The following is a 22,301-nucleotide window of genomic DNA, read 5'->3' on the forward strand; positions in this document are numbered from 1 at the left end:
CGTCAAACGAGTACGCGGACGGTGTAGCAGTGGACCTCCCGGAGCATCACGCATACTCCTGTTCCAGGATGGCCAGGTCACGGTCGGCGAACTGCACGTGCGCCCACTGGTCGCTGAAGATGACTTGCAGGCACTTGACCGCCGTACGTTCGGCGGGCGGCGGGCAGCCGATCGCGGTGTTCGGCCCCCGCACGCGGTCCAGCTCCTCCTGCGTGACCTGCGCCAGATATGCGCGCAGATCGGCGATCCGCTCGGCGCGCACGGCGAGGATTTCGCCGAGGGTGGGCGCGGCCGACTCGTCGATGCCGAACTCGGTGCCGTTGGTGGTGAACGATGCGGGTACGCCGATCGGATGGAACGGGTTCGGGCGAAGGGCCGCCGCGTGGCCATACCAGGCGTCCACGACGAAGATCGTGTGGCGCAGGGTTTGGGCGAGCGACCATTCGTCGTTCACTGATCTGTGGACGGCTTCCTCTGGCAGCACGCTTGCGCGTCGCAGCGTCGCTTGCCACAGCTCCTCGATGACATCCACCGCATCGCGCATCGTCTCGGGTGTGGTTGGCTGCAGTCGAAGCCGTTCGGGGTGCAGGCGATCCAGCTCGGCCTCGATCAATGGCATGACCTCCACGCCGTTGACGCGCAGGCCGTCGATCGCCCCGTCGATGTCGGCGTCCAACAGCAGCACGCCACGCATCCGGGCGCCGCTGAGATCCACCTCGCGGAAGGTTGCGCTGGCCATTGACAGGTCGATGAACTCCGCACCCTCGTAGTCGGGCTGCTGCACGAATCGCGTCATCGGCACATCGTAGGGGCCCGGTACGACAAGACCACCAAATCAAGATCCCAGCATTGGGCTGCCCGGAGGTTTCCGGACAGGGCTTCCATTCGGGACCATTGACCGGGAGCGGAGGAGATAGTAGTGGCACGAGTGAAGAGGAGAAATACCGGTCAACGATCTAGGGGAGCGCGGCCGGTTTGCGGGCCAGCACGAACGCGTGCGGGAACCCCCGCTTCTCGTCCTCCTCCGGGGCGATCACCATGCGGGCCACCTCGGCGATCCCGGCCTCGCGCAGCAGGCCGGCGATGCGGTCGGGCGGCCAGCGGTAGGCGAGTGCCACGACGTGGTCGAACGCCTCCGGCGACGCCGAGGGGTCCTCGTGGGCCTGGAAGCCGATCAGCAGATGACCGCCCGGAGCCAGCACCCGGGAGAACTCGGCGAACACCTCCGGAATCCGCTCCGGCGGGGTGTGGATGATCGAGTAGTTGGACAGGACGCCGCCGAGTGCGCCGTCCGGCAGGTCGAGGGCGAACATCGACCCCTCCTCGAACCGCAGGCCCGGATACGTACGGCGGGCCAGCGCGACCATCTCCGGTGACAGGTCGACGCCGAGGACGTCCAGTCCGAGGGTGCTCAGGTGGGCCGTCACGTGGCCGGGTCCGCAGCCGAGGTCGGCCACCCGCCCGCCGGAGGCCCCGACCAGCTCGGCGAACGGCGTGAGCATCGCACGGACCAGCGGCATCTCCGCGAACTTCGCGCCGGCGAACTCGGCGTAGCGGTCGACGATCGCGTCGTAGGCGGTGCGGGTGGCGCTCAGGAAGCTCGGCTCGATCATGGTCGGCCATCGTAGCCCCGCCCCCCGCCCGCGCGGGCCGGCCGTACTCGGATCGGCCGGATACGGGTCGTTCGGACATGGGCCGGCCGTACCGGGGCCGGGATCCGGGACGTCCCGGATCCCGGCCCCGGTACGGCCGGCGGTCCCTGGGTTCCGCTTCAGACGACTCGCCGGAGCGCGGCCAGCCGGTCCGCCGCGGCCACGCCGGTCCATGCCATCGCGACCAGCACGCCGACGCACAGGGTGAGGGAGCCGGCCCGGCCGCCCGACATCGCCCAGCCGTTGCCGAGGACAAGGGCGGCGCCGCTGATCCGCGAGGCCACGGCGAAACCGGTACGGCCGGCACGGGAGAAATGGCGGCCCAGCACGAAGCAGGCGGCGATGAGCGCGGCGAACGCGATGGACCCGGCGGCCATGTGCGCCATGGCGTGCCAGCTCATCGTCGTCGGCTGTCCCAGCGGGGTGCCGGCCGGGAAGCCGTCGCCCGGATCCATGACGAACACCCCGGCGACGACCAGCATGACGCCGTTGACCGCAAGCAGCGGGGGAGCCCAGGTCCCGCCGGGCGTGCCGCGCATGACGCGGCGCAGCCCGGCCGCCCCGGCGATCGTCAGCGCGCCGGAGACCAGGAAGTTCGTGATCTGGATCCAGCCGAGGTCGCCGGTGCTGAGCATGCTCAGCGGGTGGCGGAGCAGGTCGAAGCCCTCACGGGTGAAGACCTGGGCCAGCGACACGAACCCGAAGACGGGTGTGGCGGCCACCAGGCAGGCGAGCAGGAGACGTGTGGCCGGGACGGCGGTGCCGGGCTGTTCGGCGGTGCCGAGGCGGGCGGTGCGGGTGGCGGGGGAGGCGTCGGTGCGGGCGGCGCGTCGGGCGGGGGTGGAGGGGCCGGGCTGGACGGCGGTCATGCTGCTTCTTCCTCTCCTGCGGCGGGCTTCCCGCCGCGGTGTTCCGGTGGCCGGATTCCGTCCGGCCTCGCTGACGCGTCGAACGGGGCGCCCCGGATTCGACACCGTCGCGCCGTCATGCCTCGAACCCACGCTGACCTGCCGCATCATGCGTTCCCTGTCACATCGCGTTCCCTGTCACATCGCACGATCCCCCAGGTCGGGAACCGGATGTCGATATCCGTCCGCCTCGCTCGACGCGTAGCCGGAGACCGGAGAGAATCGGTCACCCCGGCGGAGTCCGGTACGAAAGCCAGGCACGACAGCCCGGTGAACAAGGGAGATACGACGATGCGGTTCCTGATGACCACCAAGGGCGCCGACGCGCCTCCTCCGACCCAGGAGACCATGGCCGAGATGGCCGCCTTCGTCGAGGAGATGACCCGCGCGGGCGTGCTGCTCGCCACCGGCGGCCTGGACCCGGCCGGCGTCCACATCTCGGCGTCCGGCGGAAAGATCACCGTCACCGACGGGCCGTTCACCGAGGCCAAGGAGGCGATCGTGAGCTTCGCGCTCGTCGAGACGCGCTCCGTGGAGGAGGCCGTCGAGCTGTCCCGCCGCTTCTGGAAGATCGTCGGTGACGGCGAGGGCCACATCCAGCAGGTCTTCGGCCCGGAGGACTGACCCCGTGCCCGCGCGCCGGCCGTCCCCGGCGGAGAGGGGCCGCCCAGGTCCCGCTGCCGGTCCCGCGCTTGCGCGCCGGACCGGGCACCGCCGATGATCGGGCACATGACGTCCGGGAACGGGAACGGAGACGTGCGGGTGTCCTCCCCGGACGGGGACGAGGACGTGCGGGTGCCCTCCCCAGACGGGGACGGGGACGGGCGTGCGGCCCCCGGGAACGGGTACGGAGACGACGCCGGCGACGGGAGCCGGGCCGGAGCCGGCAGCGGGGGCGGCGACGTCCACGGCGTGGTCGGCGCGGTCTGGAGGATGGAGTCGGCGAGGATCGTCTCCGGCCTCGTCCGGATGGTGGGCGACGTGGGACTGGCCGAGGAGCTCGCCCAGGACGCGCTCCTCGCCGCCCTCGAACAGTGGCCCGGGTCGGGCGTGCCGGACAATCCGGGCGCCTGGCTCATGGCCGTCTCCAAACGCCGTGCCGTCGATCACCTGCGGCGCGGCGAGCGGCACGAGCGCGGCAACGAACTGCTCGCGCACGACCTCGCCACCCGGCCGGACACCGGTGGGAGCGGGGTCGACGAGGCCCTGGGAGCACTCGACGGCGAGGTGGGCGACGACGTCCTCCGCCTGATGTTCGTCTCATGCCATCCGGCGCTGTCCACCGAGTCCCGGGTGGCCCTGACGCTGAAACTGATCGGCGGCCTGCGCACCGAGGAGATCGCCCGCGCGTTCCTCGTCTCCGAGGCGGCCGTCGCGCAGCGCGTCGTACGGGCCAAACGCGCCCTCGCCGACCTCCGGATCCCCTTCGAGGTCCCGGAGGGCCCGGACCGGGCGGCGCGTCTGTCGTCCGTACTGGAGGTCGTCTACCTCGTCTTCAACGAGGGGTACGCGGCGACCGCGGGCGAGGACTGGACGCGCAGGGACCTCTGTCACGAGGCGCTGCGCCTGGGCCGCCTGCTGGCCGGGCTCGCGCCGGGCGAGGCCGAGGCGCACGGCCTGGTCGCGCTGATGGAGCTTCAGACGTCCCGGCTGGCCGCCCGGAACGACCCGTCCGGCCGGCCCCTCGCGCTGCACGAGCAGAACCGCGGACGCTGGGACCGGCTCCTCATCCACCGCGGCTTCGAGGCCCTGCTGCGCGCCAGGGAGTGCGGCGGCCCTCTGGGACCGTACGTGCTCCAGGCCGGCATCGCCGCCTGCCACGCGCGGGCGGCCACGGCGGAGGAGACCGACTGGGGGCAGATCGCCGCCCTGTACGAGGTGCTGATCCGGGTGCTGCCCACACCCGTCGTGCGGCTCAACCGCGCGGTCGCGCTGGCCATGGCGTACGGTCCCGAGGCGGGCCTGGCCGCCGCCGACGCGCTGGCCGGCGAGCCGGCGTTCAGCGGCTACCATCGCCTGCCCAGCGTGCGCGGTGACCTGCTGGCCAGGCTCGGTCGCCACGAGGAGGCCCGGCACGAGTTCGAACGCGCCGCGGCGCTCACCCGCAACGTGCCCGAACGCACGGTCCTCCTGGAACGCGCGGCGGCCTGTGCCGACGCGGCGGCGGCCGTGCGGGTGCCTCCGGGCGGGTCCGTCACGCTGGGCGCGGCGGCGGACGCCTTCCTCGCCCGCGAGGACCTGGACGCCGCGACCGTCCGCTCCTACGGCCAGACCATGGGCCGCCTGCGCCGCGAGATCGGCGACGACGTCCCCTTGGCGGACGTCTGCGCGGGGCGGGTGGCCGAGGTCTTCGCCGCGGCCTGGGGAAACGCCGCGGCGGCGACGTGGAACCGTCACCGCGGCGCGGTCCGCTCCTTCTCCGCCTGGGCCGCGATCCGGTACCGGCCGGCCGACGACTCGGCCGGTGATCCGGATGGAGGTTCGGCCGGAGGTCTGGCGGGTGGCTCGGGTGGGGGTCCGGCGGGCGGCGTCGGTGGAGGCTCCGCGGCCGGTCCTGCCGGTGGTGCGGGCGGTGACCTGGCCGCCGGGGTCCCCCGCCGGTTCGAACCCCGGGGACGCACCCGTCCCCTCGACCGGCCGCAGGTCGAAGCGCTGCGCGGGCGCGCCGATCTCGCCCCCCGGGAACGCGCCCTGTGGCTGCTGATCCACGAGAGCGCGGCCGGCGCCGGTGCGGTGCTCGCGCTCAACGTCGAGGACCTCGACCTGCACGGAAGACGTGCCCGTACGGCCGGCGGGTCCGGCTGGATCCACTGGGGGGACGGCGCCGCCGAGTTGCTCCCCGGGCTCGTCGCGGGCCGGCGCCGCGGCCCGCTGTTCCTGTCCGACCGCCGGCCCGGTCCCGGCCGTCCCCCCGCCCCCGGCGACCTGTGCCCCGAGACCGGCCGTCGCAGGCTCTCCTACGAGCGTGCCGAGTACCTGTTCAAGCAGGCCACCGGTCACACCCTCGGCAGGCTCCGCGCCAGGTAGCGGCGGCGCGCACCGTCTCGCGTGCCGTCCGTCCGGACGGGCCGCCTGTTTCGTGCACCGTTCTTCTGGATGAGCCGCCCGTCTTCTGGATGAGTCGCCCGCTTCATGCGCCGTTCGTCCGGACGGGTCGCCCGCCTCGCTCCCGGCCGGTTTCGCCGAGCCGTGCCACTCCCTCATTCCCCGCCGGGAATTGCCGGTCCGCGGCCCCGGCCGCAGGGTGGGACCGGAACACGAGAACACCGACACACCAGCCGAGGAGGAACGGTGACCGACATCCGGGTCCGGGAGCTGACCGAACGCTACGTCGCCCTCTGGAACGAGCCGGACGGCGGGCTGCGCCGCAAGATGATCGAGGAGTTGTGGACCGAGGACGGCGTCCATGTCCTGCAACCGCCCCAGGAGATCCGGGAGACCGCCGCGAAGCTGGGCTTCGACCACTCGACCCTCCAGGCCCGTGGACACGACGAGATCGACGTCCGGGTGAGCCGGGCCTACGAGGAGTTCGTCGCCCCCGGTGAGTTCGTCTTCCGGCAGGGAGGCGAGTCCGTCCGCCTGGACGACGTCGTCAAGCTGACCTGGGAGATGGCGCCCGCGGGCGGAGGTGAGGCGCTGGGCGGCGGACTGGAGATCCTCGTCCTCGACGGCGAGGGCCGCATCGCCGCCGACTACCAGTTCCCGGGGTGACGGCCGGCCCGCCGGCTTCGCGGATGGCCGGACACCGGCGCCGGTCCGCGGGGCGGCGGGCTCACCGTGCCGGCGCGTCCGTCCGGGAGCCGTCCGTACGGAAACCGCTCGTCCGGGAGTCATCCGTCCGGGAGTCCTCCGGCCGGTGCGCGCTCCCCGGGGCGCCGGCCCGGCGCGCCGTCCGGGAGCCGTCGGCCAGTGCCGCCGCGGTGGCCGCGTCGGCGGGCAGGAACGCCTCCAGCTTCAGCTCCGCCACGGTCACGTCGAGCGCGGTCGCGAACGTCGTGATCGTGGTCGTCAGCCGCAGCTCGCCGCGCGCCGAGCGAAGCCGCACCGGTACGGCGAAGCCCACGTGATCGTGTCCCGGCTCGGCGTGCGGCACGTAGCCGGACAGTTCCTCGCGCAGCTCACCCGGGGGAACGCGGTCGATGATGTGCCGCGCCCACTGCGTCAGGTTCATGATGCGCGGCGCCAGACCCTCCGGGTGCAGGGAGAGGCGTAGCACGTTGACCGGCGGACGCAGCAGGTGCCCGGCGACCCCCTCGGTGAGCAGGCCGAACGCGTCGTTGGCCAGCACCAGCTCGTGATCGGCGTCCACGACGACCGCGGGATAGGGAAGATGGCCGGCCAGGATGTGCCCCAGCGCGGTGCGCACGTGCGCGAGGCCCGGGTCGTCGAGCGGGGTCCGCGGGTAGACGGGGGCGTAACCGGCCGCGGACAGGAGCTCGTTGCGCTCCCTGAGCGGCAGTTCCATCGACTCGCCGAGCCGTACCACCATGGTCCGGCCCGGCCGGGAACGGCCGCTCTCCATGAAGCTCAGGTACCGCTGTGTCGTGCCGGCGCGCAGGGCGAGGTCGAGCTGGCTGAGATGCCGGCGTCGCCGTGCCGCGCGCAGCGTCTGGGGGAAGTCCACACATCCAGTGTGCCCAAGCCGTCCATTCCCTCGGGGGAATTGCCGCGATTCCCTATGGAGAGCACGATCCCCGCTGTGAACACGCGACTCGGGGTCCTGCTCCCCACCCAGTACAGCCAGTGGAAGGACGCCCGGCGGCTCCTCGACTTCGGGCGCCGCGCCGAGCGGCTCGGATACGACTCGGTCTGGGCCAACGACACCCTGATCGGCGCGCGTGCCGAGCCGCTGGCCACGCTCTCCGCGCTCGCCGCGGTGACCGAGCGGGTCACGCTCGGCACCGCGGCACTGCTGCCCGCCTTCCGCCGCCCTGTCCTGGCCGCACAGGAACTCGCCACCGTCGACCACCTGTCGGCGGGCCGGCTGGTCGTCACCGTGGGCGCGGGCTTCCCCGGCCGGTCCGAGACCGAGTACGCCGCGTCGGAGGTGCCCTGGGAACGCCGCTTCGGCCGGTTGCACGACACGGTCGCGCTGTGGCGGGCGCTGTGGTCGGGTGAGCGGGCGTTCCACGGCGCGGTGCTGCGCTTCGACGACCTGCCCGAACCCACTCCCTCCCACCGGCCCGGCGGCCCGCCGATCTGGCTGGGCGGGACGAGCCCGTCGGCTCTGGAACACGCCGGGCGGCTCTACGACGGCTGGCTGCCCTACCCGCCCGACCCGGGCGGCTACCGTACCGGCCTGGCCACGGTACGGCGGGCCGCCGCGGAGGCGGGGCGGCCCGCCGATGCGGTCACCCCGGCGCTGTTCGTCACGGTCCTGGTGACAGACGACGTGGCGCGGGGCGAACGGGAGCTCGACGCCTACTGCCGGGCCACGTACGGCGTGCCGTACGAGGTGGCGCGGACGATCCAGGCGATGGTCGCGGGCCCGGCCGAGCACGTGGCCGCCACGCTGGGCCGTTACCTGGAGGCGGGTGCGGAGCACCTGGTCTGCCGCCTCGCCGCGCCGGACATGTCCACGCAGACCGAGCAGCTGGAACGGGTCGCCCAGATCGTCCACCCGGTCCCGGCCGGGTGATGACCGGCCGGGACGCGGAGCCGTACGGTTCCAGGTGAGGAGTCGACCGCCCCGGGTATGGCGACGGATCACCGACCGGCCCGAGCGGCTCGTGCGGGCCGGTGGCCGGGCATCGGCACGATGCCCGGAGGCCGGAGGACCATGAGGAGGCCGGATGACGGAGACGCTGCGGATGACGCTGACGGCCACGGTGCTGGGCGCGCCCGACGCCCGGGAGCTGGCGGCCTTCTACCGGCGGCTGCTCGGGTGGGAGGTCCGCGAGGACTCGCCCGACTGGGTCTCGCTCGCCGCACCCGGCGGCGGAGCCGGGCTGTCCTTCCAGACCGAGAAGGACCATGTCCGGCCGATATGGCCTGCGGGGCCCGGTGACCAGCAGATGATGATGCACCTGGACATCGAGGTGGACGACCTGGACATCGCCGGGGCGCACGCGGTCGCCGCGGGGGCCGCCCTCGCGACCTACCAGCCGCAGGAGGACGTGCGGGTCTACCTCGACCCCGCCGGTCACCCGTTCTGCCTGTGGAAGCGTTAGCGGGGACCGGTCACCACGGCCCTCTCACGCCGGGCCGCCGGGGACCGCGACGCCCGTCTCGTAGGCGGCGATCACCGCCTGCACGCGGTCGCGCAGGCCCAGCTTGGTCAGCACGTTGCTGACGTGCGTCTTGACCGTGTGCTCGCTGACCACCATGGTCCCGGCGATCTCGGCGTTGGACAGCCCGCGCGCGATCAGCCGGAGCGTCTCCCGCTCCCGGGCGGTCAGCACGGAGAGCCGCTCGGCGGACGGCGCGGCGGGACGCGGAGCCGTCCGGGAGACGAACTCGGTGATCAGCTTCCTGGTGACGGCAGGGGCGAGCAGCGAGTCCCCGGCCGCGACCACCCGGACCGCGTGCACGAGGTCGTCGCGGCGGACGTCCTTGAGCAGGAACCCGCTCGCGCCCGCACGCAGCGCGTCGTAGACGTAGTCGTCCAGATCGAACGTGGTGAGCATCAGCACCCGGCAGTCGCTTTCCGCGCACACGATCCCGGCCGCCTCGATGCCGTCCATCACGGGCATCCGGATGTCGAGGAGGACCACGTCCGGCCGGTGCTCGCGGACGGCCGCGACGGCCGCGGCGCCGTCCCCGACCTCGGCGACGACCTCGATGTCCGGCTGGGCGCCGAGGATCATGCCGAACCCGGCCCGCACCAGCTCCTGGTCGTCGGCCACCACGACCTTCACCGTCATGCCGTCACTCCGTTCTCCCTGTTCTGCCGCGTCCCGGTTCTTCTTCGTCCGGCCGCCAGTGGCAGCCGCGCGGTCACCCGGAAGCCGGGACCGTCCGTACGGGGTCCCGCGACGGCCGAGCCGCCGCAGGACTCGGCGCGTTCGCGGACGCCGGCCAGGCCGTTCCCGCCGGAGGGGAACGACGACGCCGAACCGCGGCCGTCGTCGGTGACGTCGATCACGAGCGCGTCGTCCTCCCAGCGGAGCCGGACGTCGGCGCGGGTGGCGCCCGCGTGCTTGACGACGTTGGTGAGAGCCTCCTGGGTGATCCGGTAGGCGGCGACCTCGACGTCGGGGAGCAGGGGGCCCGGTTCCCCCGAGGCGGAGCAGACCACCTCGATCCCGGCGCCGGAGACCTGCTCGGCCAGTTCGGCCAGGGCGGCGACGGTCGGCTGCGGAGTTCGCGGTCCCGCCTCCTCCTTGAGCACGTTCAACGTCCGGCGGAGCTGCACCATGGCGTCGCGCCCGGCGGCGGCGATCGCGTCGAAGGCCGCCTCGGCGCGGGCCGGGTCGCTCCTGACCACGACCGGACCGGCCTCGGCCTGCACGACCATGAGGCTGACCGCGTGGGCGAGGATGTCGTGCATGTCACGGGCGATCCGGGCCCGTTCGCGTTCGGCGGCCCGCTCGGCCTCGACCACGCGCTCACGCTCCAGCCGTACGGCCCGCTCCTCCAGGGCGGCCGCGTACGCGCGGGAGGTGGCGGAGGCGCGGCCGATCGCGTAGGCGGCGACGAACAGCACGATGCCGCGCAGCGCGGTCTCCGAGGAGCCGACCAGCAGCACGCCCCCGACGAGGGTGCCGAAGAGGATGGCGACGCGCGGCCACCGGGGGGAGTGGACGGCGACCGTGTAGGTCGCGACGAGCCCGCCGTACCAGATGGGCTGGGAGGCGACGTTGTCCGAGAGGTCGTAGAGGGAGGTCGCCGTGAGGCTGGCCAGCAGGGTGGCGATGGGCGCGCGGCGCCGCCACACCAGCGGCACGACGGCGGCCACCACGACCGCGTACCCCCACCAGCTCCACTGCCCGCCTCGCGGGGCGTCCCGGGAGAGGAGCGGCCACAGCTGCACGACCAGCACCGCTACGGCGAGCGTCGCGTCCGCCCACAGGGGCGGCAGCGACCTCAGACGATCACGGAGAGGACCGAGGAGGGACGAAACCGGCACAGATCCCAATCCTGCCCTCTCCCACCGGGGCCCGGACACCCCGGCCGGCCGAAGCCGTCGCGGGGTCTCCTTCGCGCGCGGGGCGTCGTCCGCGTGCGGGACGTTCCTCACGGGAGGGCGTGGGCGGGCCGGGCGGCACGGACGGGCCGGGCCGCCTCCCTGGCGAGGGGAAGGAACGACACGAGCAGGAAGACCGCACCGAGGGGGATGAGGTCCTTGCTGACGAACGGGACGCTGAGGTCGAGCAGGACGAGCAGCGGTGTCCAGACCTTGACGCGGCCGAGGACGGCGAGTTGGACGACGAGCGCGAGCTGACCGAGGTAGAAGAGGAACGGCCCGCCGTCGTAAACCATCGGGGAGACACCCGGAACCGCCTTGACCTGCTCGAACAGCGGGCTCATGGCCGCGTGATCGGCGGACATGAAGCCGACCGCGATGTCGATGGCGAACTGCGCGAGAAGGGCGAGGGCGCCGGCCGTCCCGGTCACCGCGCTCGCCGTGGCCAGGGCTTTCCCGCCCGCCATCCGGCGCATCCGCCAGAAGATCGGGACGAACAGCGCGAGGGCGGCGATGAAGGCGAGGTGCCCGGAGGTCCAGGCGAGACCGGGGCCGCGGCTGCCGTCGAGCCCGTCGAGGATCCGGATCACCCCGTAGGCGAAGACGAGCAGCGGGGCGGCGACGAACGCGACCCGGAAGAAGGAGGAGCCGGGGACGGCGGAGGCAGCGGGGACGGAGCCGGACCCGTCGGGAACGGCGGAGCCGGCGGGGGCAGAGACGGCGGGGGCAGGGGTGCGGGATCTCATCGGGAGGGCTCCTCGGTGGCGTTTTCCTGCGTCGATCCTGGTCGTCCGCGGTCCGGAGGGGATCGCCGGGAAGAGCGATTCCGGCGCTCCCTCCCGCGGGGGAGCGCCGGTTCGAGGGAGACCCCGGAGAAGGATCCGACGGGATGTTCGCGGGCCGGGTCAGGCCCTGCCGGTCGTCGCGAGCCACTCGTCCCTGGTCAGCGCGTACTCCACCTCGCCGTGCTCGCTGCCCGGGATGGCCTCCGGCCAGTCGGCGTGGAAGGTGCGGACGAAGCGCAGGCCCGCCTTCTCCATCACGTTCCGCGAGCCGGTGTTGACCGCCATCGTCCGCGCGACGACGCGCTCGACCCCGAGCCCGGCGAAGCCCTCGCGAACCAGCGCCCGCGCCCCCTCGGTGGCGTAACCCTTCCCCCAGGCCGTACGGCGCAGCCGGTAACCCAGCTCGACGGACTCCGGAGCCTCCTCCTCCACCAGTGGCCTCAACTCGAACCAGCCGATGAACTCCCCGGTGGACCGGATCTCGGCCGCCCAGTACCCGGGACGCCCGGAGACGTCGTGGCGGTGCAGCATCCGGGGAAGCACCCGGTCCAGGATCTCCTCGCGCGGGGTGGGCTTTCCCCCGTTGAGGTAGCGCATGACCTCCGGGTCGCCGTCGAGCTCGAACAGGTGGTCCGCGTCGGCCCCGGTCAGCTCGCGGAGCGTCAGCCGGTCGGTCTCCAGAAAGATCTTCACGGTCTCATCGTCGTCCAACGGGAGCCGGCCCCGCCAATCGTTTTGCCCCGGCGCGGAGCATAGCGGGGCGTCCCGGACGCGTCTGTAGGGCGTAACCAACAGTGGAGGTGGTCGTGGACGCCGCAGAGGAGCGACGTTTCCGCGAGTTCGTCTCGGCGCGATCCCCCGCGCTGATGCGCCTGGCCTTCCTGCTGACCGGGGGCGACCAGCACGCGGCGGAGGACCTGCTGCAGAGCGCGCTGGCCAGGACGGTCACCAGGTGGCGGACGGTGGACACGCCCGAGGCGTACGTCCGCCAGGTGATGTACCGCCAGCAGGTCTCGTGGTGGCGGCGGCACCGGGAGACGGCCGTACCCGAGCCGCCCGACCGGGCCGCGGCCGACGGCTCGGACGGGGTGGAGCTGCGGATCGTCATGCGGCGCGCGCTGGCGAGGCTGACGGCGAGACAGCGGGCCGTCCTGGTCCTGAGGTACTACGAGGACCTGCCGGAGGCCGAGGTCGCCGGGATCCTCGGCTGCTCGGTGGGCACGGTCCGCAGCACCGCCCACCGGTCCCTGGCCAGGTTGCGGCAGCTCGCGCCCGAGCTGCGGGAGCCGTACATGATCTTCGGGGAGGCGAAGTGATGACCATCGACGAGCTCGTCAGGCGGACCCTCCGCGACTGGTCGGAGGAGGCGCGGGACCCCGCCGACCTGGCGTCGCGGGCGCTGGGGAGGCGGCGGCGTTCCAGGGTGCGGACGTTCGCGGTGGTCGCGGGGGCGACCGCGGCCGTCGTCGCCGGAGCGTTCGCGGTCCCGGGCCTGGTCGCCGGAGGCGTTCCGGGACCGGACGGCACCGAGCCCGCCGTCGCCGTCGCCACCGGATCGGACCCGTCCACCGCGCCGGACCCGTCCGCGGGGACCCGGGAGACCCTGGGGGACGCGGACTCCGCGACGCCGGAGACCCTGGTGGCCGCGGGGGACACGGCGGTCTACGCCTACTACACCTGGAGGAACGAGAAGGTCGTGGGCAACCGGGAGGCACGCCGGCTCACCTGGTACCTCCACGACGGCGACTCGGGAACCTACGAGAAGACCCCCTGGGCGTGGCTCGACCCCGCGCCGGGCGGGGAGTCCGCCGCGGTGCTGGAGTCGATCCCGGCGAACCGGGTCGGGGTGGTGACCGTACGGGGCGGTGAAGTGCGGTGGTTCGACCTCGAACACCCCGCGGGGGCGTTGTCGTGGTCACCGGACGGCACGCGGTTGCTGGTCACCAACTACGACGACGACCCGGACCAGGTCGAGGTCACGGGGAAGGACAGCTGGAACGTGGTCCCGGCGACCCGGACCGGCTTCACCCTCATCGACCCCGCCGCCGGACGGCAGGACTTCCGCCCGATCGCGGCCGGGGACAGTGGGTCGGTAAGCCGCCGGGACTTCTTCTGGAACGCGGACGGCACCCTGATCTGGGAGTGGAACAACGGCGCCCCCTCCGACGGGGGCCCCGACCGGAATCCCCGGAAGTTCTACGGCCCGGACGGTGCCCCACGCTCCGTGCCCCCGGACGATTCGGTGGGCCGAGGCCAGAGGCAGCAGGCCGGGCTGTCGCCCGGCGGCCGGTGGCTCGCGTCCGACAGTCCGGACCGGACCGCGGTCACCGCGCTGAAGGACATGAGGACCGGCGAGGTCAGGCCGCTCAAGCCGATCGACGGCTACTGGATCGAGCAGCTCGCCGCCTGGGCCGACGACGAGCACGTGATCGCCTGGGCGTGTGAGCTCAAGGGGACCGACGGCTGTGTGAAGAGCGAGTTCCGCAACCGGCTGCTCCTCGTCGACGTCCAGGGCGGCGCGGTCGTGCCGCTCACCGGCTACCGGGAGAACAGCCAGCGGCCCGGAGCCTGGGTGCCGGTCTTCTCCCGCCGCTGAGCCGGCCGCTCCCGCCGTACGGTCCGCATGCCCCGGTGCGGGCCGTACGGCGGTGCGCGGTGCGGGCCGTGCGGTGGTGCGGGCCGTATAGCGGCGCGGGCCGTACGGTGGAAAACGTCTCGCGGTGCGGGATGACGTCCTTTAGGGTGCGACCCATGACCCTCCAGTGGCGACCGCTGACCAAGGACGACGTCGAGCGGTGGGCGGAGTTGCTCGCGGAGGTCGAGAAGGCGGACCGGGCGGGGGAGAACTACGGGGTCGAGGACCTCGCCGACGACCTCGACAACCCCCTGCTCGACCTGGCCGAGGGCACCCTGTCCGCCTGGGACGGTGACCGGATGGCGGCCTTCGGCGTGACTCCGTGCGCCAACGCCGCGGACCCGGTCCACCCGATGCACCTGTGGGGCGCGGTCCACCCCGGATACCGCCGCCGGGGTCTCGGCCGTCACATGCTCGACTGGGCGATCCGCAACACGCCGGTGCTGCACGAGCGGCGTCACCCAGGGCGTCCCCTCGAGTTCCACGCCAGCGTCTTCGACGGCAACGAGGGCGCGGACGCGCTGATGCGGGCGGTGGGGATGACCCCCGTCCGATGGTTCCGCACCATGGGCCGCGACCTGGCCGCCGAGATCCGTCCGGTGGCCCTGCCCGCCGGCCTGCGGATCGTCCCCTACCGCGCGGACCTCGCCGACGCCGCCCGCGAGGTGCGCAACGCCGCCTTCACCGACCACTGGGGCAGCGTCCCGCACACCCCGGAGAGCTGGGAGCGGAGCATCGTCGGCGTGCACGCCTTCCGGCCGGAGGTCTCCCACCTCGTACAGGACGGGTCGGGCCGGAGCGTGGCCGTGCTGATCACCCACTACTACGAGGCGGACACCAGGGCCACCGGGATCCGCGAGGCGTGGATCCAGATCATCGGCACGCTGCGCGAGTGGCGGGGCAGAGGAGTGGCCGGGGCACTGCTGGCCCACGCCCTCGCGGAGTTCCGTGAGCGGGGCTACCAGCGGGCCGCCCTGGGCGTGGACGCCGACAACCCGACCGGCGCCCTGGGCGTCTACACCCGCGCCGGGTTCGAGACGGAGAAGCGCGCGACCACCTACATGCGCCGGCTCGTCGGGGAGACGCCCGTGGGCTGACCGCGGTCCGCCGCCGGCGGTCGCGGCTCGGAGAACGTGAACGTCCGCCGTGGGCGGTTCGCAGGCGGAGAACGCGAGACCGTCAGCGGTTCGCGGCTCGGAGAACACCGGGATCCGCCGCCTGGTCGCCCGCTCGGAGAACGCGAGTGCGGCCTGCCCCACAAGGGGGCAGGCCGCACTCGCGTCGCTCAGGACAGCTTGTTCGAAGCCTGGTCCGCCTGGGCCTCGCTCTTGTCGGCGTGCCCGCCCGCCTCGGGGCCGGTCTTGGAGGCGGTCTTCTCCGTCATCTCGCTGATCTTCTGTGTTCCGGTGTGAGCCTTCTCACTCATCCAGCGGGAGGCGTCGGAGGCGTTCTCCTTCAGCATGTCGGTCCACTGCTCGGAGTTCTTGCGGTACATCGCGAAGCCGGCGGCTCCGACCGCGATACCCGCGAGCAGCAGGAACACGGGCCAGCTGCGTGACTTTCCCTTGGGTGCGGGATCGACCTTGGCCGCGGCCTGGGACAGCATCGCGCTGACCCTGGGCGCGAGCTGCTCCTCCACGGAGTGAGCGGCCGCGTCCAGCCTCGGCGCGGCCCATTCGCGCGCCACGTAGAGCCTGTCCTGCGCCACGTCCCTGGCCTGGGCGGCCATCGGCGCCATCCTGTCGGCGGCGCTCGCGACCTGAGACTTCATCTGATTCAGCTTCATCTGCGTCATCAGCCGTGCATCCGTCGGCATGATCTTCTCGATCTTTCGCTTTCTCAGCAGTTCAAGAGGCACATCAACCTCCCCAGTCGTCGGGGCCCCGTTGCGTCCCCTTCCCGCTCGAAGGCGGCTCAATCATTACCGGCCGTGGGAGGATGCTAGATGGACCGGCTCCGGCCGCAGCCATCACAAGACCACAAAACAGCACCTCGCACAGACTGAGAATGAGACCCGAAGGGGGCAGTCCCTCGTGGCTGAGAAGTTGATCGCTACCCTGAACACCAACCGCGGCACCGTGAAGGTTCAGCTCTTCCCGGACCACGCGCCCAAGACGGTGCGCAACTTCGTCGAGCTGGCCGAGGGCACCCGTGAGTGGGTGCACCCGGAGAGCGGCCAGAAGACCACCGACAAGCTCTACGACGGCACGGTCTTCCACCGCGTCATCGACGGCTTCATGATCCAGGGCGGCGACCCGCTGGGTCAGGGCATCGGCGGGCCGGGCTACAAGTTCGACGACGAGATCCACCCGGAGCTGTTCTTCAACCGCCCCTACCTGCTGGCCATGGCCAACGCCGGCATCCAGGGCGGTCGCGGCACCAACGGCTCGCAGTTCTTCATCACCGTGGTGCCCACGCCGCACCTCAACGGCCGCCACACCATCTTCGGTGAGGTCGTCGAGGGCCAGAACGTCGTCGACGCCATCGCCAAGACCGACACCGACGCCCGTGACCGGCCCACGGAGCCGGTCGTCCTGGAGTCGGTCACCATCGACCGCGTGCAGGGCTGATCCGGCGGGACCGTGAGGCGGCCGGCGACCCCGCGCACGGGGTCGCCGGCCGCCTCCACGGCGCGGGCGCCCGCGTCCGCCGTACGGCCGTCGGCGGCCCGCCGTGTCCGCCATCGCGCCGGGCGTCCGCTCCCGTCGTGCCCACGCGCCGGACGCCCCCGCCCGCCGTACGGCCGTTCCCGGCCACTGTGGCGTGCGCGGACACCCGGGATCCTTAATAGGCTGGCAGTCTGTGGACAACAGCACGGTCGAAGGGGCAGCGAGACGCCATGACCACCCAGCCTCCCGGCGAGCCTGAAACCACGGCCGTCCCCACCTGTTACCGCCATCCCGGCCGTGAGACCTACGTGCGCTGCCAGCGCTGCGAGCGTCCGATCTGCCCCGACTGCATGCGGGACGCCTCGGTGGGCTTCCAGTGCCCCGAGTGCGTGGCCGAGGGCAACAAGACGGTACGGCAGACGCGGGCGGTCTTCGGCGGCAGGCCGGTCGGCACCCCGTACGTGGTCTGGACGCTCCTGGCGGTGAACGTCCTGGCCTACGGCGCCCAGTTCCTCGACCCGGGGGTGATCGGCACCTTCTCCACCCTCTCCCCGGCCATCTACGAGGGCGAGTGGTGGCGCCTGGTCACCGGCGCCTTCCTGCACGCGCAGCCGGGACAGGGCTTCTCGATCACCCACATCCTGTTCAACATGCTGGCGCTGTACGTCATCGGCCCGCAGCTGGAACGCAGCCTCGGCTCGCTGCGCTTCCTGGCCCTCTACCTGCTCTCCGCACTCGGCGGCTCGGTCGCGATATACCTGTTCGGCATCAACGCGGTGGGCGCCTCGGGCGCGATCTACGGGCTGTTCGGCGCGCTGTTCGTGGTGGGCCGGAAGCTCCGCTACGACGTCACCGGCGTGCTGTGGCTGATCGGCATCAACGTGCTGATGACGTTCACCCTCAGCGGCATCAGCTGGCAGGGCCACCTGGGCGGCCTGATCACGGGCGTCGCGGTGGCGGCGATCCTCGTCCACGCGCCGCGCGGGAACCGCACCCTGTTCCAGCTGGCCGGCTGCGTGGCGGTGTTCCTGCTGCTGGTCGCGGCGGTCACGCTGCTGCCGCCGCTCGCCTTTCAGGCTCGGTACGGCCTTCCCGTCTGATCATCCACACCCCGGAACTTCCCCAGGGTGTGGATAACCCTGTGGAAAAAACTAACGCCAGCGGGTGGACAACACCACACCGAAGATGATGAAAACGAACCCGATGAACAGGTTCCAGTTGCCGAGGGCGCCGATGAGGGGCGCGGTGGGGGCCACATAGTAGACGGCGATCCACAGGATGCCGATGATCCAGGAAGCCACCATGACCGGCGCGAGCCAGCGCGGGCTCACCTTGACCGTCTGGGCCGTCTGCGGCGGCGTGTAAACCGCCTTCTTACGAGTCTTGGACTTGGGCACTGGGCTCTCCTGCGTCAACCCTGCGCGGTCCGGATCGTGCGCAGGCCATTTCAGCCAGCGTAGTCGCTGGTGGGTGAAGTCCCGAGTAAGAATAGTCCGCACACATGGGACATGGCGATCCCACGGGTGATCAGTACGGGGCAAACCTTGCGCCAACGGCGCGCTCCGCTCCGGTTCCGGGCGGCTCCTCCCGCCTAGCCTGATCGCATGAGAGCCGCGCTGAGAGCCCTGGGGGAGACGGGCGCCACGCTGGGCGCGGTCCTGTTGCTCTTCTGCGCCTACCTCGTCTGGGGGACCGGCTCCTACACAGGTGAGCAGCAGGTGCTGCTGCGCAGGCAGCTCGTCGAGGCCAGGAAGAACATCGTGCGATCCGGCAGGCTCGGCGAGGTCCCGGTGGGCGGGGCGCTGGCCATGCTGCGGATCCCCCGGCTCGGCGATCTCTACCGGTACGCCGTGGTGGAGGGGGTCGACTGGGAGCAGCTGCGGATGGGGCCCGGTCACTATCCCGGCTCCGCCCTACCCGGAAAAATTGGAAATTTCGTTATTTCTGGGCATCGAACCACCTACGCCGCCCCGTTCAATCGCCTCGACGAGCTCCACCGGGGCGACTACATCGTGGTCGATGCCCGTGACGCCCGCTACACCTACCGGGTCACCCACAAGCATGTGGTCGATCCCACCGACCTCGACGTCATCGCCCCGAACCCCGCCCATCCCGACCGCAGGCCGACCAAGGCCCTGATCACGCTGTCCACCTGCCACCCGGAGTACTCCGCCGCCCAGCGGCTGATCGTCATCGGTGAGCTGGAGAATCGCCGGGACCACCGTCCCTGGATGGTCGATCGGAAGCGCGAGTCACCACGGGCCGGCCGGAAGCCGGAACCGCTCCGGGCCGGCCGGAAGGAGCGGAAGCCGGAACCGCCGAGGGCCGCCCACCGCCCACCGGACGGCCCGGTCGTGGGAACGGACGCGGCGGGGGGCCGCGCCGCGGACGGGCACCGACACCCCTCCACGCGCGGTCCGGCGATGCATGATCAGGCGGCCGCGCACGACACGAGGCACGGTCCGGCGGTTGCGCACGACACGAACCATGATCAGGCGGCCGCGCACGACATGAGGCACGGTCCGGCGGTTGCGCACGACACGAGCGAATGAGGAGGGTCGCGTGTACGGGTGGATCTGGCGCGTGCTTCCCGGCGGTCCCGTCGGCAAGACGGTCGGGGCGCTGACGCTGGCCGGGCTGACGTTGGCCGTACTCTGGTTTCTCGTGTTCCCCTGGATCGAGTCCCGGATTCCCTTCGACCACGTCACGATGGTCCGATGACCTCGCGTCACCCGATGACCCAGCATGACCGGACGGTCCCGTACGACCGGGCGGCCCCGGGTGACCGGATGACCCCGTGCGGGCCGGAGTCGGCGCCGCGCGTCCTCGTCGTGGACAACCACGACAGCTTCGTTCACACGATCGTCCAGTACCTCCGCGAGCTGGGCGCCTCCTGCGACGTGCGCCCGCGTGACCTCGTCGCGGCCGAGGACGCCGACGGGTTCGACGGGGTCCTGATCAGCCCCGGCCCCGGCACCCCCGAGGACGCGGGGGTGAGCGTCCCGCTCGTCGGCCGCTGCCGGGACCGTGGCCTGCCGCTGCTCGGCGTCTGCCTCGGCCACCAGGCCATCGCCGTGGCCCACGGCGCCACCGTCGCACGGGCCCCCGAGCTGATGCACGGCCGGACCAGCGCGATCGTCCACGACGGCAGCGGGGTCTTCGCCGGACTGCCGTCCCCGGTCACCATGACCCGCTACCACTCGCTGGCCGTCGTCCCGGGAACCGTACCGCCCGATCTCCGGGTGACCGCGACCACCGCGGACGGCACGGTGATGGGCCTGCGGCACCGTGACGCGCCCGTCGAGGGTGTGCAGTTCCACCCGGAGTCGGTGGTGTCCGAGTACGGTCACCGGTTGCTCGGGAACTGGCTGGGTGAGATCTGTAACACCCGCGTCCGCCTGAACGACTAACCAGTGAGCCCTTCCGCCATCGCCCCCGAGTGACGGAAGGGCTCACTACTTCTCTCTCCTTCCTCCGCTCCGGGCGGCCCCGCTCCGGACAGCCGACCCCGAGCGGCCCGGTTCCGAGCGGCCCGGTTCCGAGCGGCCCGGAGTGGTTCACGGGGCCGGTGAACGACGAAGGAGCCCCGCCGTACGGCGGGACCCCTTCATCGCGGTGCGGACCGGTCGCTCAGTTGCCGTCGCCGGGCGGCGGGTTGTCGAAGACGTCGCCCCCGCCGTCGTCCTGGCCTCCGCCGTCGTTGTTGCCGCCGTCGGTGTTGGTGTCGTCCGGCTGGGGCTCGTTGAAGGTCGGCTCGTCGCTCGGGGTCGTCGGCTGCTCGGTCGGCCGCGGCGCCTCGCCGCTGGACACGACCAGCGTGATCGTGGTGCCCGGCTGGACCTTCGCCCCCGCCTCGGGGCCCTGGCTGAGGACGGTGTCCTTGGGCAGTTCGCTCGCCTGCGGGACGACCTTGGCCTTCAGCCCGGCCTGCTGCAGCAGCCGCTTGGCGTCCTGGACCGTGAGGTTGACCACACCCGGCACGTCCACGGCCGCCTTCGGGACGTAGATCCGGACAGTGCCGCCCTTGGCGGCCCGCTTGCCCGCCTCGGGGTCGGTCTTGAAGACGACGCCCTCCTTGCCGCTGGAGACCTGGGGCAGCACGCTGACCTTGAAGCCCTTCTCCTCCAGCGCGGAGGTGGCCTCCTCGGTGGTCATGTTGACCACGTCGGGCACCGCGACCTTCTCCGTGCCCTTGGAGACGACGAGGGTGACCTCGCTGCCCTTGGCCACCTCGGTGTCGGCCGGTGGGTCGGTCTCGATGACCGTGCCCTTCGCCATCTCGTCGTCGTACTTCTCGCTGACCTTGACCTTGAGATCCATGCCGGTGAGCGTCTTGGTGGCCGCCTCCTCGGTCTGCGAGATCAGCGCGGGGATCTTCACCTTGGTGCCCTTGGCGGTGTCGCCGGGGGAGCTCAGGAACTTGTAGCCCACGCCGATGAAGGCGCCGATGATCAGCAGCGGGACCAGGATCCACGCGGCGGTCTTGACCGCGGCGTTGCCGTTGCCCTGCTGGCGGCGCCGGCCGCGCTCGCCGCCTCCGCCGCCGGCCCCTCCGGCCACCTCGGTGCCGTACTCGTACGCCGGAACGGAGGTGGTGCGCTGGGTGGCCGGGCCGCCGGCACCTCCCGGAGGCTGCTGCATGGTCCGGGTGGCGGAGCCGTAGTTGGTCATCGCCATCGTCTGGGCGTCCATCGGCATCCCGGACAGCGCCCGCTGGATGTCGGCCCGCATCTCCCCGGCGTTCTGGTAGCGGTGCGCCGGGTCCTTGGCCATCGCCTTGAGAACGATGGCGTCGGCCCACTTGGGGATCTCGGGGTCGATCTGCGACGGCGGGATCGGGTCCTCGCGGACGTGCTGGTAGGCGATCGCCACGGGGGAGTCGCCGGTGAACGGCGGCTGCCCGGTCAGCAGTTCGTACAGCACGCAGCCGGTGGAGTAGATGTCGCTGCGGGCGTCGACGCGCTCGCCCCGGGCCTGCTCCGGCGACAGGTACTGGGCGGTGCCGATGACCTGCGCGGTCTGCGTCATCGTCGCGGCCGAGTCGGCCATCGCGCGGGCGATGCCGAAGTCCATGACCTTGACGTCGCCGTTGCGGGTGATCATGATGTTCGCCGGCTTGATGTCCCGGTGGACGATGCCGCCGCGGTGGCTGTAGTCCAGCGCCCGCAGGATCCCGTCGACCAGCTCGGCCGCCCGCTCGGGCATCAGCCGCCGGTCGGCGCGCAGCAGGTCGCGCAGCGTGCGGCCGTCGACGTACTCCATCACGATGTACGGCACCGGCGCGCCCTCGGAGACGTCCTCACCGGTGTCGTAGACCGCGACGATGGACGGGTGGTTCAGTGACGCGGCGGACTGCGCCTCCCGGCGGAACCTCGCCTGGAAGATGTGGTCCCTGGCGAGGTCCGCGCGGAGAGTCTTGATGGCGACGACCCGGTCCAGCCGGATGTCTCGAGCGCGGTACACCTCGGCCATGCCGCCGCGTCCGACGACACCGTCGAGCTCGTAGCGATCGCCGAGGCGTCGGGGCTGAGTCATTTCCTGCACTGTCCCTTACCGTTCATCTTGGGTGCCGGTGATCCCTTGGTCC

24 protein-coding genes are annotated in these 22,301 nt (G+C 72.1%); 13 read left to right on the forward strand and 11 right to left on the reverse strand.

What is annotated here, in order from left to right; genetic code table 11:
• Positions 1-46: 46 nt before the first annotated feature.
• From ACFYSC_RS16420 to ACFYSC_RS16430, 3 genes are all read right to left on the reverse strand, one after another.
• A complete protein-coding gene (locus tag ACFYSC_RS16420) occupies positions 47-796 on the reverse strand; it encodes a DinB family protein (protein WP_238681319.1) in 750 nt (249 codons plus the stop codon).
• A 160-nt stretch (positions 797-956) separates the two neighbouring features.
• Positions 957-1,613: a class I SAM-dependent DNA methyltransferase gene (locus ACFYSC_RS16425; RefSeq protein WP_389961757.1), complete on the reverse strand. Its 657-nt coding sequence runs from the start codon at positions 1,611-1,613 to the stop codon at positions 957-959.
• A 158-nt stretch (positions 1,614-1,771) separates the two neighbouring features.
• Positions 1,772-2,521 (reverse strand): DUF998 domain-containing protein, encoded by a 750-nt coding sequence (locus ACFYSC_RS16430; protein WP_389961759.1) that lies wholly within the window; start codon positions 2,519-2,521, stop codon positions 1,772-1,774.
• 330 nt (positions 2,522-2,851) lie between these two features.
• Here ACFYSC_RS16430 and ACFYSC_RS16435 point away from each other — a divergent pair, with 330 nt between their 5' ends.
• From ACFYSC_RS16435 to ACFYSC_RS16445, 3 genes are all read left to right on the forward strand, one after another.
• Positions 2,852-3,184, forward strand: coding sequence for a YciI family protein (locus ACFYSC_RS16435; RefSeq protein ID WP_389961761.1), 333 nt, complete (start codon positions 2,852-2,854; stop codon positions 3,182-3,184).
• A gap of 105 nt (positions 3,185-3,289) precedes the next feature.
• Complete coding sequence (locus ACFYSC_RS16440; RefSeq protein WP_389961763.1) at positions 3,290-5,587, forward strand: RNA polymerase sigma factor; 2,298 nt, start codon at positions 3,290-3,292, stop codon at positions 5,585-5,587.
• A gap of 264 nt (positions 5,588-5,851) precedes the next feature.
• The gene (locus ACFYSC_RS16445; protein WP_389961765.1) at positions 5,852-6,271 is read left to right on the forward strand and encodes a hypothetical protein; all 420 of its coding nucleotides are present in this window, start codon (positions 5,852-5,854) and stop codon (positions 6,269-6,271) included.
• Positions 6,272-6,332: 61 nt separating this feature from the next.
• Here ACFYSC_RS16445 and ACFYSC_RS16450 read toward each other — a convergent pair whose 3' ends face one another.
• Positions 6,333-7,184 (reverse strand): helix-turn-helix domain-containing protein, encoded by an 852-nt coding sequence (locus ACFYSC_RS16450; RefSeq protein WP_389961767.1) that lies wholly within the window; start codon positions 7,182-7,184, stop codon positions 6,333-6,335.
• 75 nt (positions 7,185-7,259) lie between these two features.
• On the opposite strand from ACFYSC_RS16450, the gene ACFYSC_RS16455 reads away from it, so the two are divergent.
• Positions 7,260-8,198 carry an LLM class flavin-dependent oxidoreductase gene (locus ACFYSC_RS16455; RefSeq protein ID WP_389961769.1) on the forward strand — a complete coding sequence of 313 codons (939 nt, stop codon included), beginning with the start codon at positions 7,260-7,262 and terminating at the stop codon, positions 8,196-8,198.
• Positions 8,199-8,352: 154 nt separating this feature from the next.
• Complete coding sequence (locus tag ACFYSC_RS16460; protein ID WP_389961771.1) at positions 8,353-8,730, forward strand: VOC family protein; 378 nt, start codon at positions 8,353-8,355, stop codon at positions 8,728-8,730.
• A 24-nt stretch (positions 8,731-8,754) separates the two neighbouring features.
• Here ACFYSC_RS16460 and ACFYSC_RS16465 read toward each other — a convergent pair whose 3' ends face one another.
• The 4 genes from ACFYSC_RS16465 to ACFYSC_RS16480 form a co-directional block, all read right to left on the reverse strand.
• A complete protein-coding gene (locus tag ACFYSC_RS16465; RefSeq protein WP_362946984.1) occupies positions 8,755-9,423 on the reverse strand; it encodes a response regulator transcription factor in 669 nt (222 codons plus the stop codon).
• The gene (locus ACFYSC_RS16470; RefSeq protein ID WP_389961773.1) at positions 9,420-10,628 is read right to left on the reverse strand and encodes a sensor histidine kinase; all 1,209 of its coding nucleotides are present in this window, start codon (positions 10,626-10,628) and stop codon (positions 9,420-9,422) included. Before ACFYSC_RS16470 ends, ACFYSC_RS16465 begins: the two co-directional genes overlap by 4 nt.
• Positions 10,629-10,735: 107 nt before the next feature.
• Positions 10,736-11,431 carry a hypothetical protein gene (locus ACFYSC_RS16475; RefSeq protein WP_389961775.1) on the reverse strand — a complete coding sequence of 232 codons (696 nt, stop codon included), beginning with the start codon at positions 11,429-11,431 and terminating at the stop codon, positions 10,736-10,738.
• A 159-nt stretch (positions 11,432-11,590) separates the two neighbouring features.
• A complete protein-coding gene (locus tag ACFYSC_RS16480; RefSeq protein WP_389961777.1) occupies positions 11,591-12,163 on the reverse strand; it encodes a GNAT family N-acetyltransferase in 573 nt (190 codons plus the stop codon).
• Positions 12,164-12,276: 113 nt separating this feature from the next.
• Here ACFYSC_RS16480 and ACFYSC_RS16485 point away from each other — a divergent pair, with 113 nt between their 5' ends.
• The 3 genes from ACFYSC_RS16485 to ACFYSC_RS16495 all read left to right on the forward strand — a co-directional run bounded on the left by ACFYSC_RS16485 (position 12,277) and on the right by ACFYSC_RS16495 (position 15,202).
• Complete coding sequence (locus tag ACFYSC_RS16485) at positions 12,277-12,786, forward strand: SigE family RNA polymerase sigma factor (protein ID WP_389961779.1); 510 nt, start codon at positions 12,277-12,279, stop codon at positions 12,784-12,786.
• Positions 12,786-14,066 (forward strand): hypothetical protein, encoded by a 1,281-nt coding sequence (locus tag ACFYSC_RS16490; RefSeq protein ID WP_389961781.1) that lies wholly within the window; start codon positions 12,786-12,788, stop codon positions 14,064-14,066. Before ACFYSC_RS16485 ends, ACFYSC_RS16490 begins: the two co-directional genes overlap by 1 nt.
• A gap of 155 nt (positions 14,067-14,221) precedes the next feature.
• A complete protein-coding gene (locus tag ACFYSC_RS16495; RefSeq protein ID WP_389961783.1) occupies positions 14,222-15,202 on the forward strand; it encodes a GNAT family N-acetyltransferase in 981 nt (326 codons plus the stop codon).
• 188 nt (positions 15,203-15,390) lie between these two features.
• On the opposite strand, the gene ACFYSC_RS16500 is transcribed toward ACFYSC_RS16495, so the two are convergent.
• Positions 15,391-15,876: a hypothetical protein gene (locus ACFYSC_RS16500; protein ID WP_389961785.1), complete on the reverse strand. Its 486-nt coding sequence runs from the start codon at positions 15,874-15,876 to the stop codon at positions 15,391-15,393.
• Positions 15,877-16,138: 262 nt separating this feature from the next.
• Between ACFYSC_RS16500 and ACFYSC_RS16505 the strand changes: the two genes are divergently transcribed.
• Together ACFYSC_RS16505 and ACFYSC_RS16510 are read left to right on the forward strand one after the other, a co-directional pair.
• Positions 16,139-16,675, forward strand: coding sequence for a peptidylprolyl isomerase (locus tag ACFYSC_RS16505; RefSeq protein WP_389961787.1), 537 nt, complete (start codon positions 16,139-16,141; stop codon positions 16,673-16,675).
• 269 nt (positions 16,676-16,944) lie between these two features.
• A complete protein-coding gene (locus ACFYSC_RS16510) occupies positions 16,945-17,814 on the forward strand; it encodes a rhomboid family intramembrane serine protease (protein ID WP_362944043.1) in 870 nt (289 codons plus the stop codon).
• Between the two features lie 51 nt (positions 17,815-17,865).
• Here ACFYSC_RS16510 and ACFYSC_RS16515 read toward each other — a convergent pair whose 3' ends face one another.
• A complete protein-coding gene (locus tag ACFYSC_RS16515; protein ID WP_189250144.1) occupies positions 17,866-18,111 on the reverse strand; it encodes a cell division protein CrgA in 246 nt (81 codons plus the stop codon).
• A gap of 207 nt (positions 18,112-18,318) precedes the next feature.
• Between ACFYSC_RS16515 and ACFYSC_RS16520 the strand changes: the two genes are divergently transcribed.
• The 3 genes from ACFYSC_RS16520 to ACFYSC_RS16530 all read left to right on the forward strand — a co-directional run bounded on the left by ACFYSC_RS16520 (position 18,319) and on the right by ACFYSC_RS16530 (position 20,124).
• On the forward strand, positions 18,319-19,266 hold the full coding sequence (locus ACFYSC_RS16520) for a class E sortase (RefSeq protein ID WP_389961790.1): 948 nt from the start codon (positions 18,319-18,321) through the stop codon (positions 19,264-19,266).
• Positions 19,267-19,276: 10 nt separating this feature from the next.
• The gene (locus ACFYSC_RS16525; RefSeq protein ID WP_389961792.1) at positions 19,277-19,435 is read left to right on the forward strand and encodes a hypothetical protein; all 159 of its coding nucleotides are present in this window, start codon (positions 19,277-19,279) and stop codon (positions 19,433-19,435) included.
• 68 nt (positions 19,436-19,503) lie between these two features.
• Positions 19,504-20,124 (forward strand): anthranilate synthase component II, encoded by a 621-nt coding sequence (locus ACFYSC_RS16530; protein WP_389961859.1) that lies wholly within the window; start codon positions 19,504-19,506, stop codon positions 20,122-20,124.
• 220 nt (positions 20,125-20,344) lie between these two features.
• Here the strand turns inward: ACFYSC_RS16530 and pknB are convergent, their stop codons facing one another.
• Positions 20,345-22,249 carry a Stk1 family PASTA domain-containing Ser/Thr kinase gene (gene pknB, locus ACFYSC_RS16535; RefSeq protein WP_389961794.1) on the reverse strand — a complete coding sequence of 635 codons (1,905 nt, stop codon included), beginning with the start codon at positions 22,247-22,249 and terminating at the stop codon, positions 20,345-20,347.
• Between the last annotated feature and the right edge of the window lie 52 nt (positions 22,250-22,301).

The organism is Streptosporangium sp. NPDC004379 (assembly GCF_042873875.1).
GTDB lineage: Bacteria > Actinomycetota > Actinomycetes > Streptosporangiales > Streptosporangiaceae > Streptosporangium.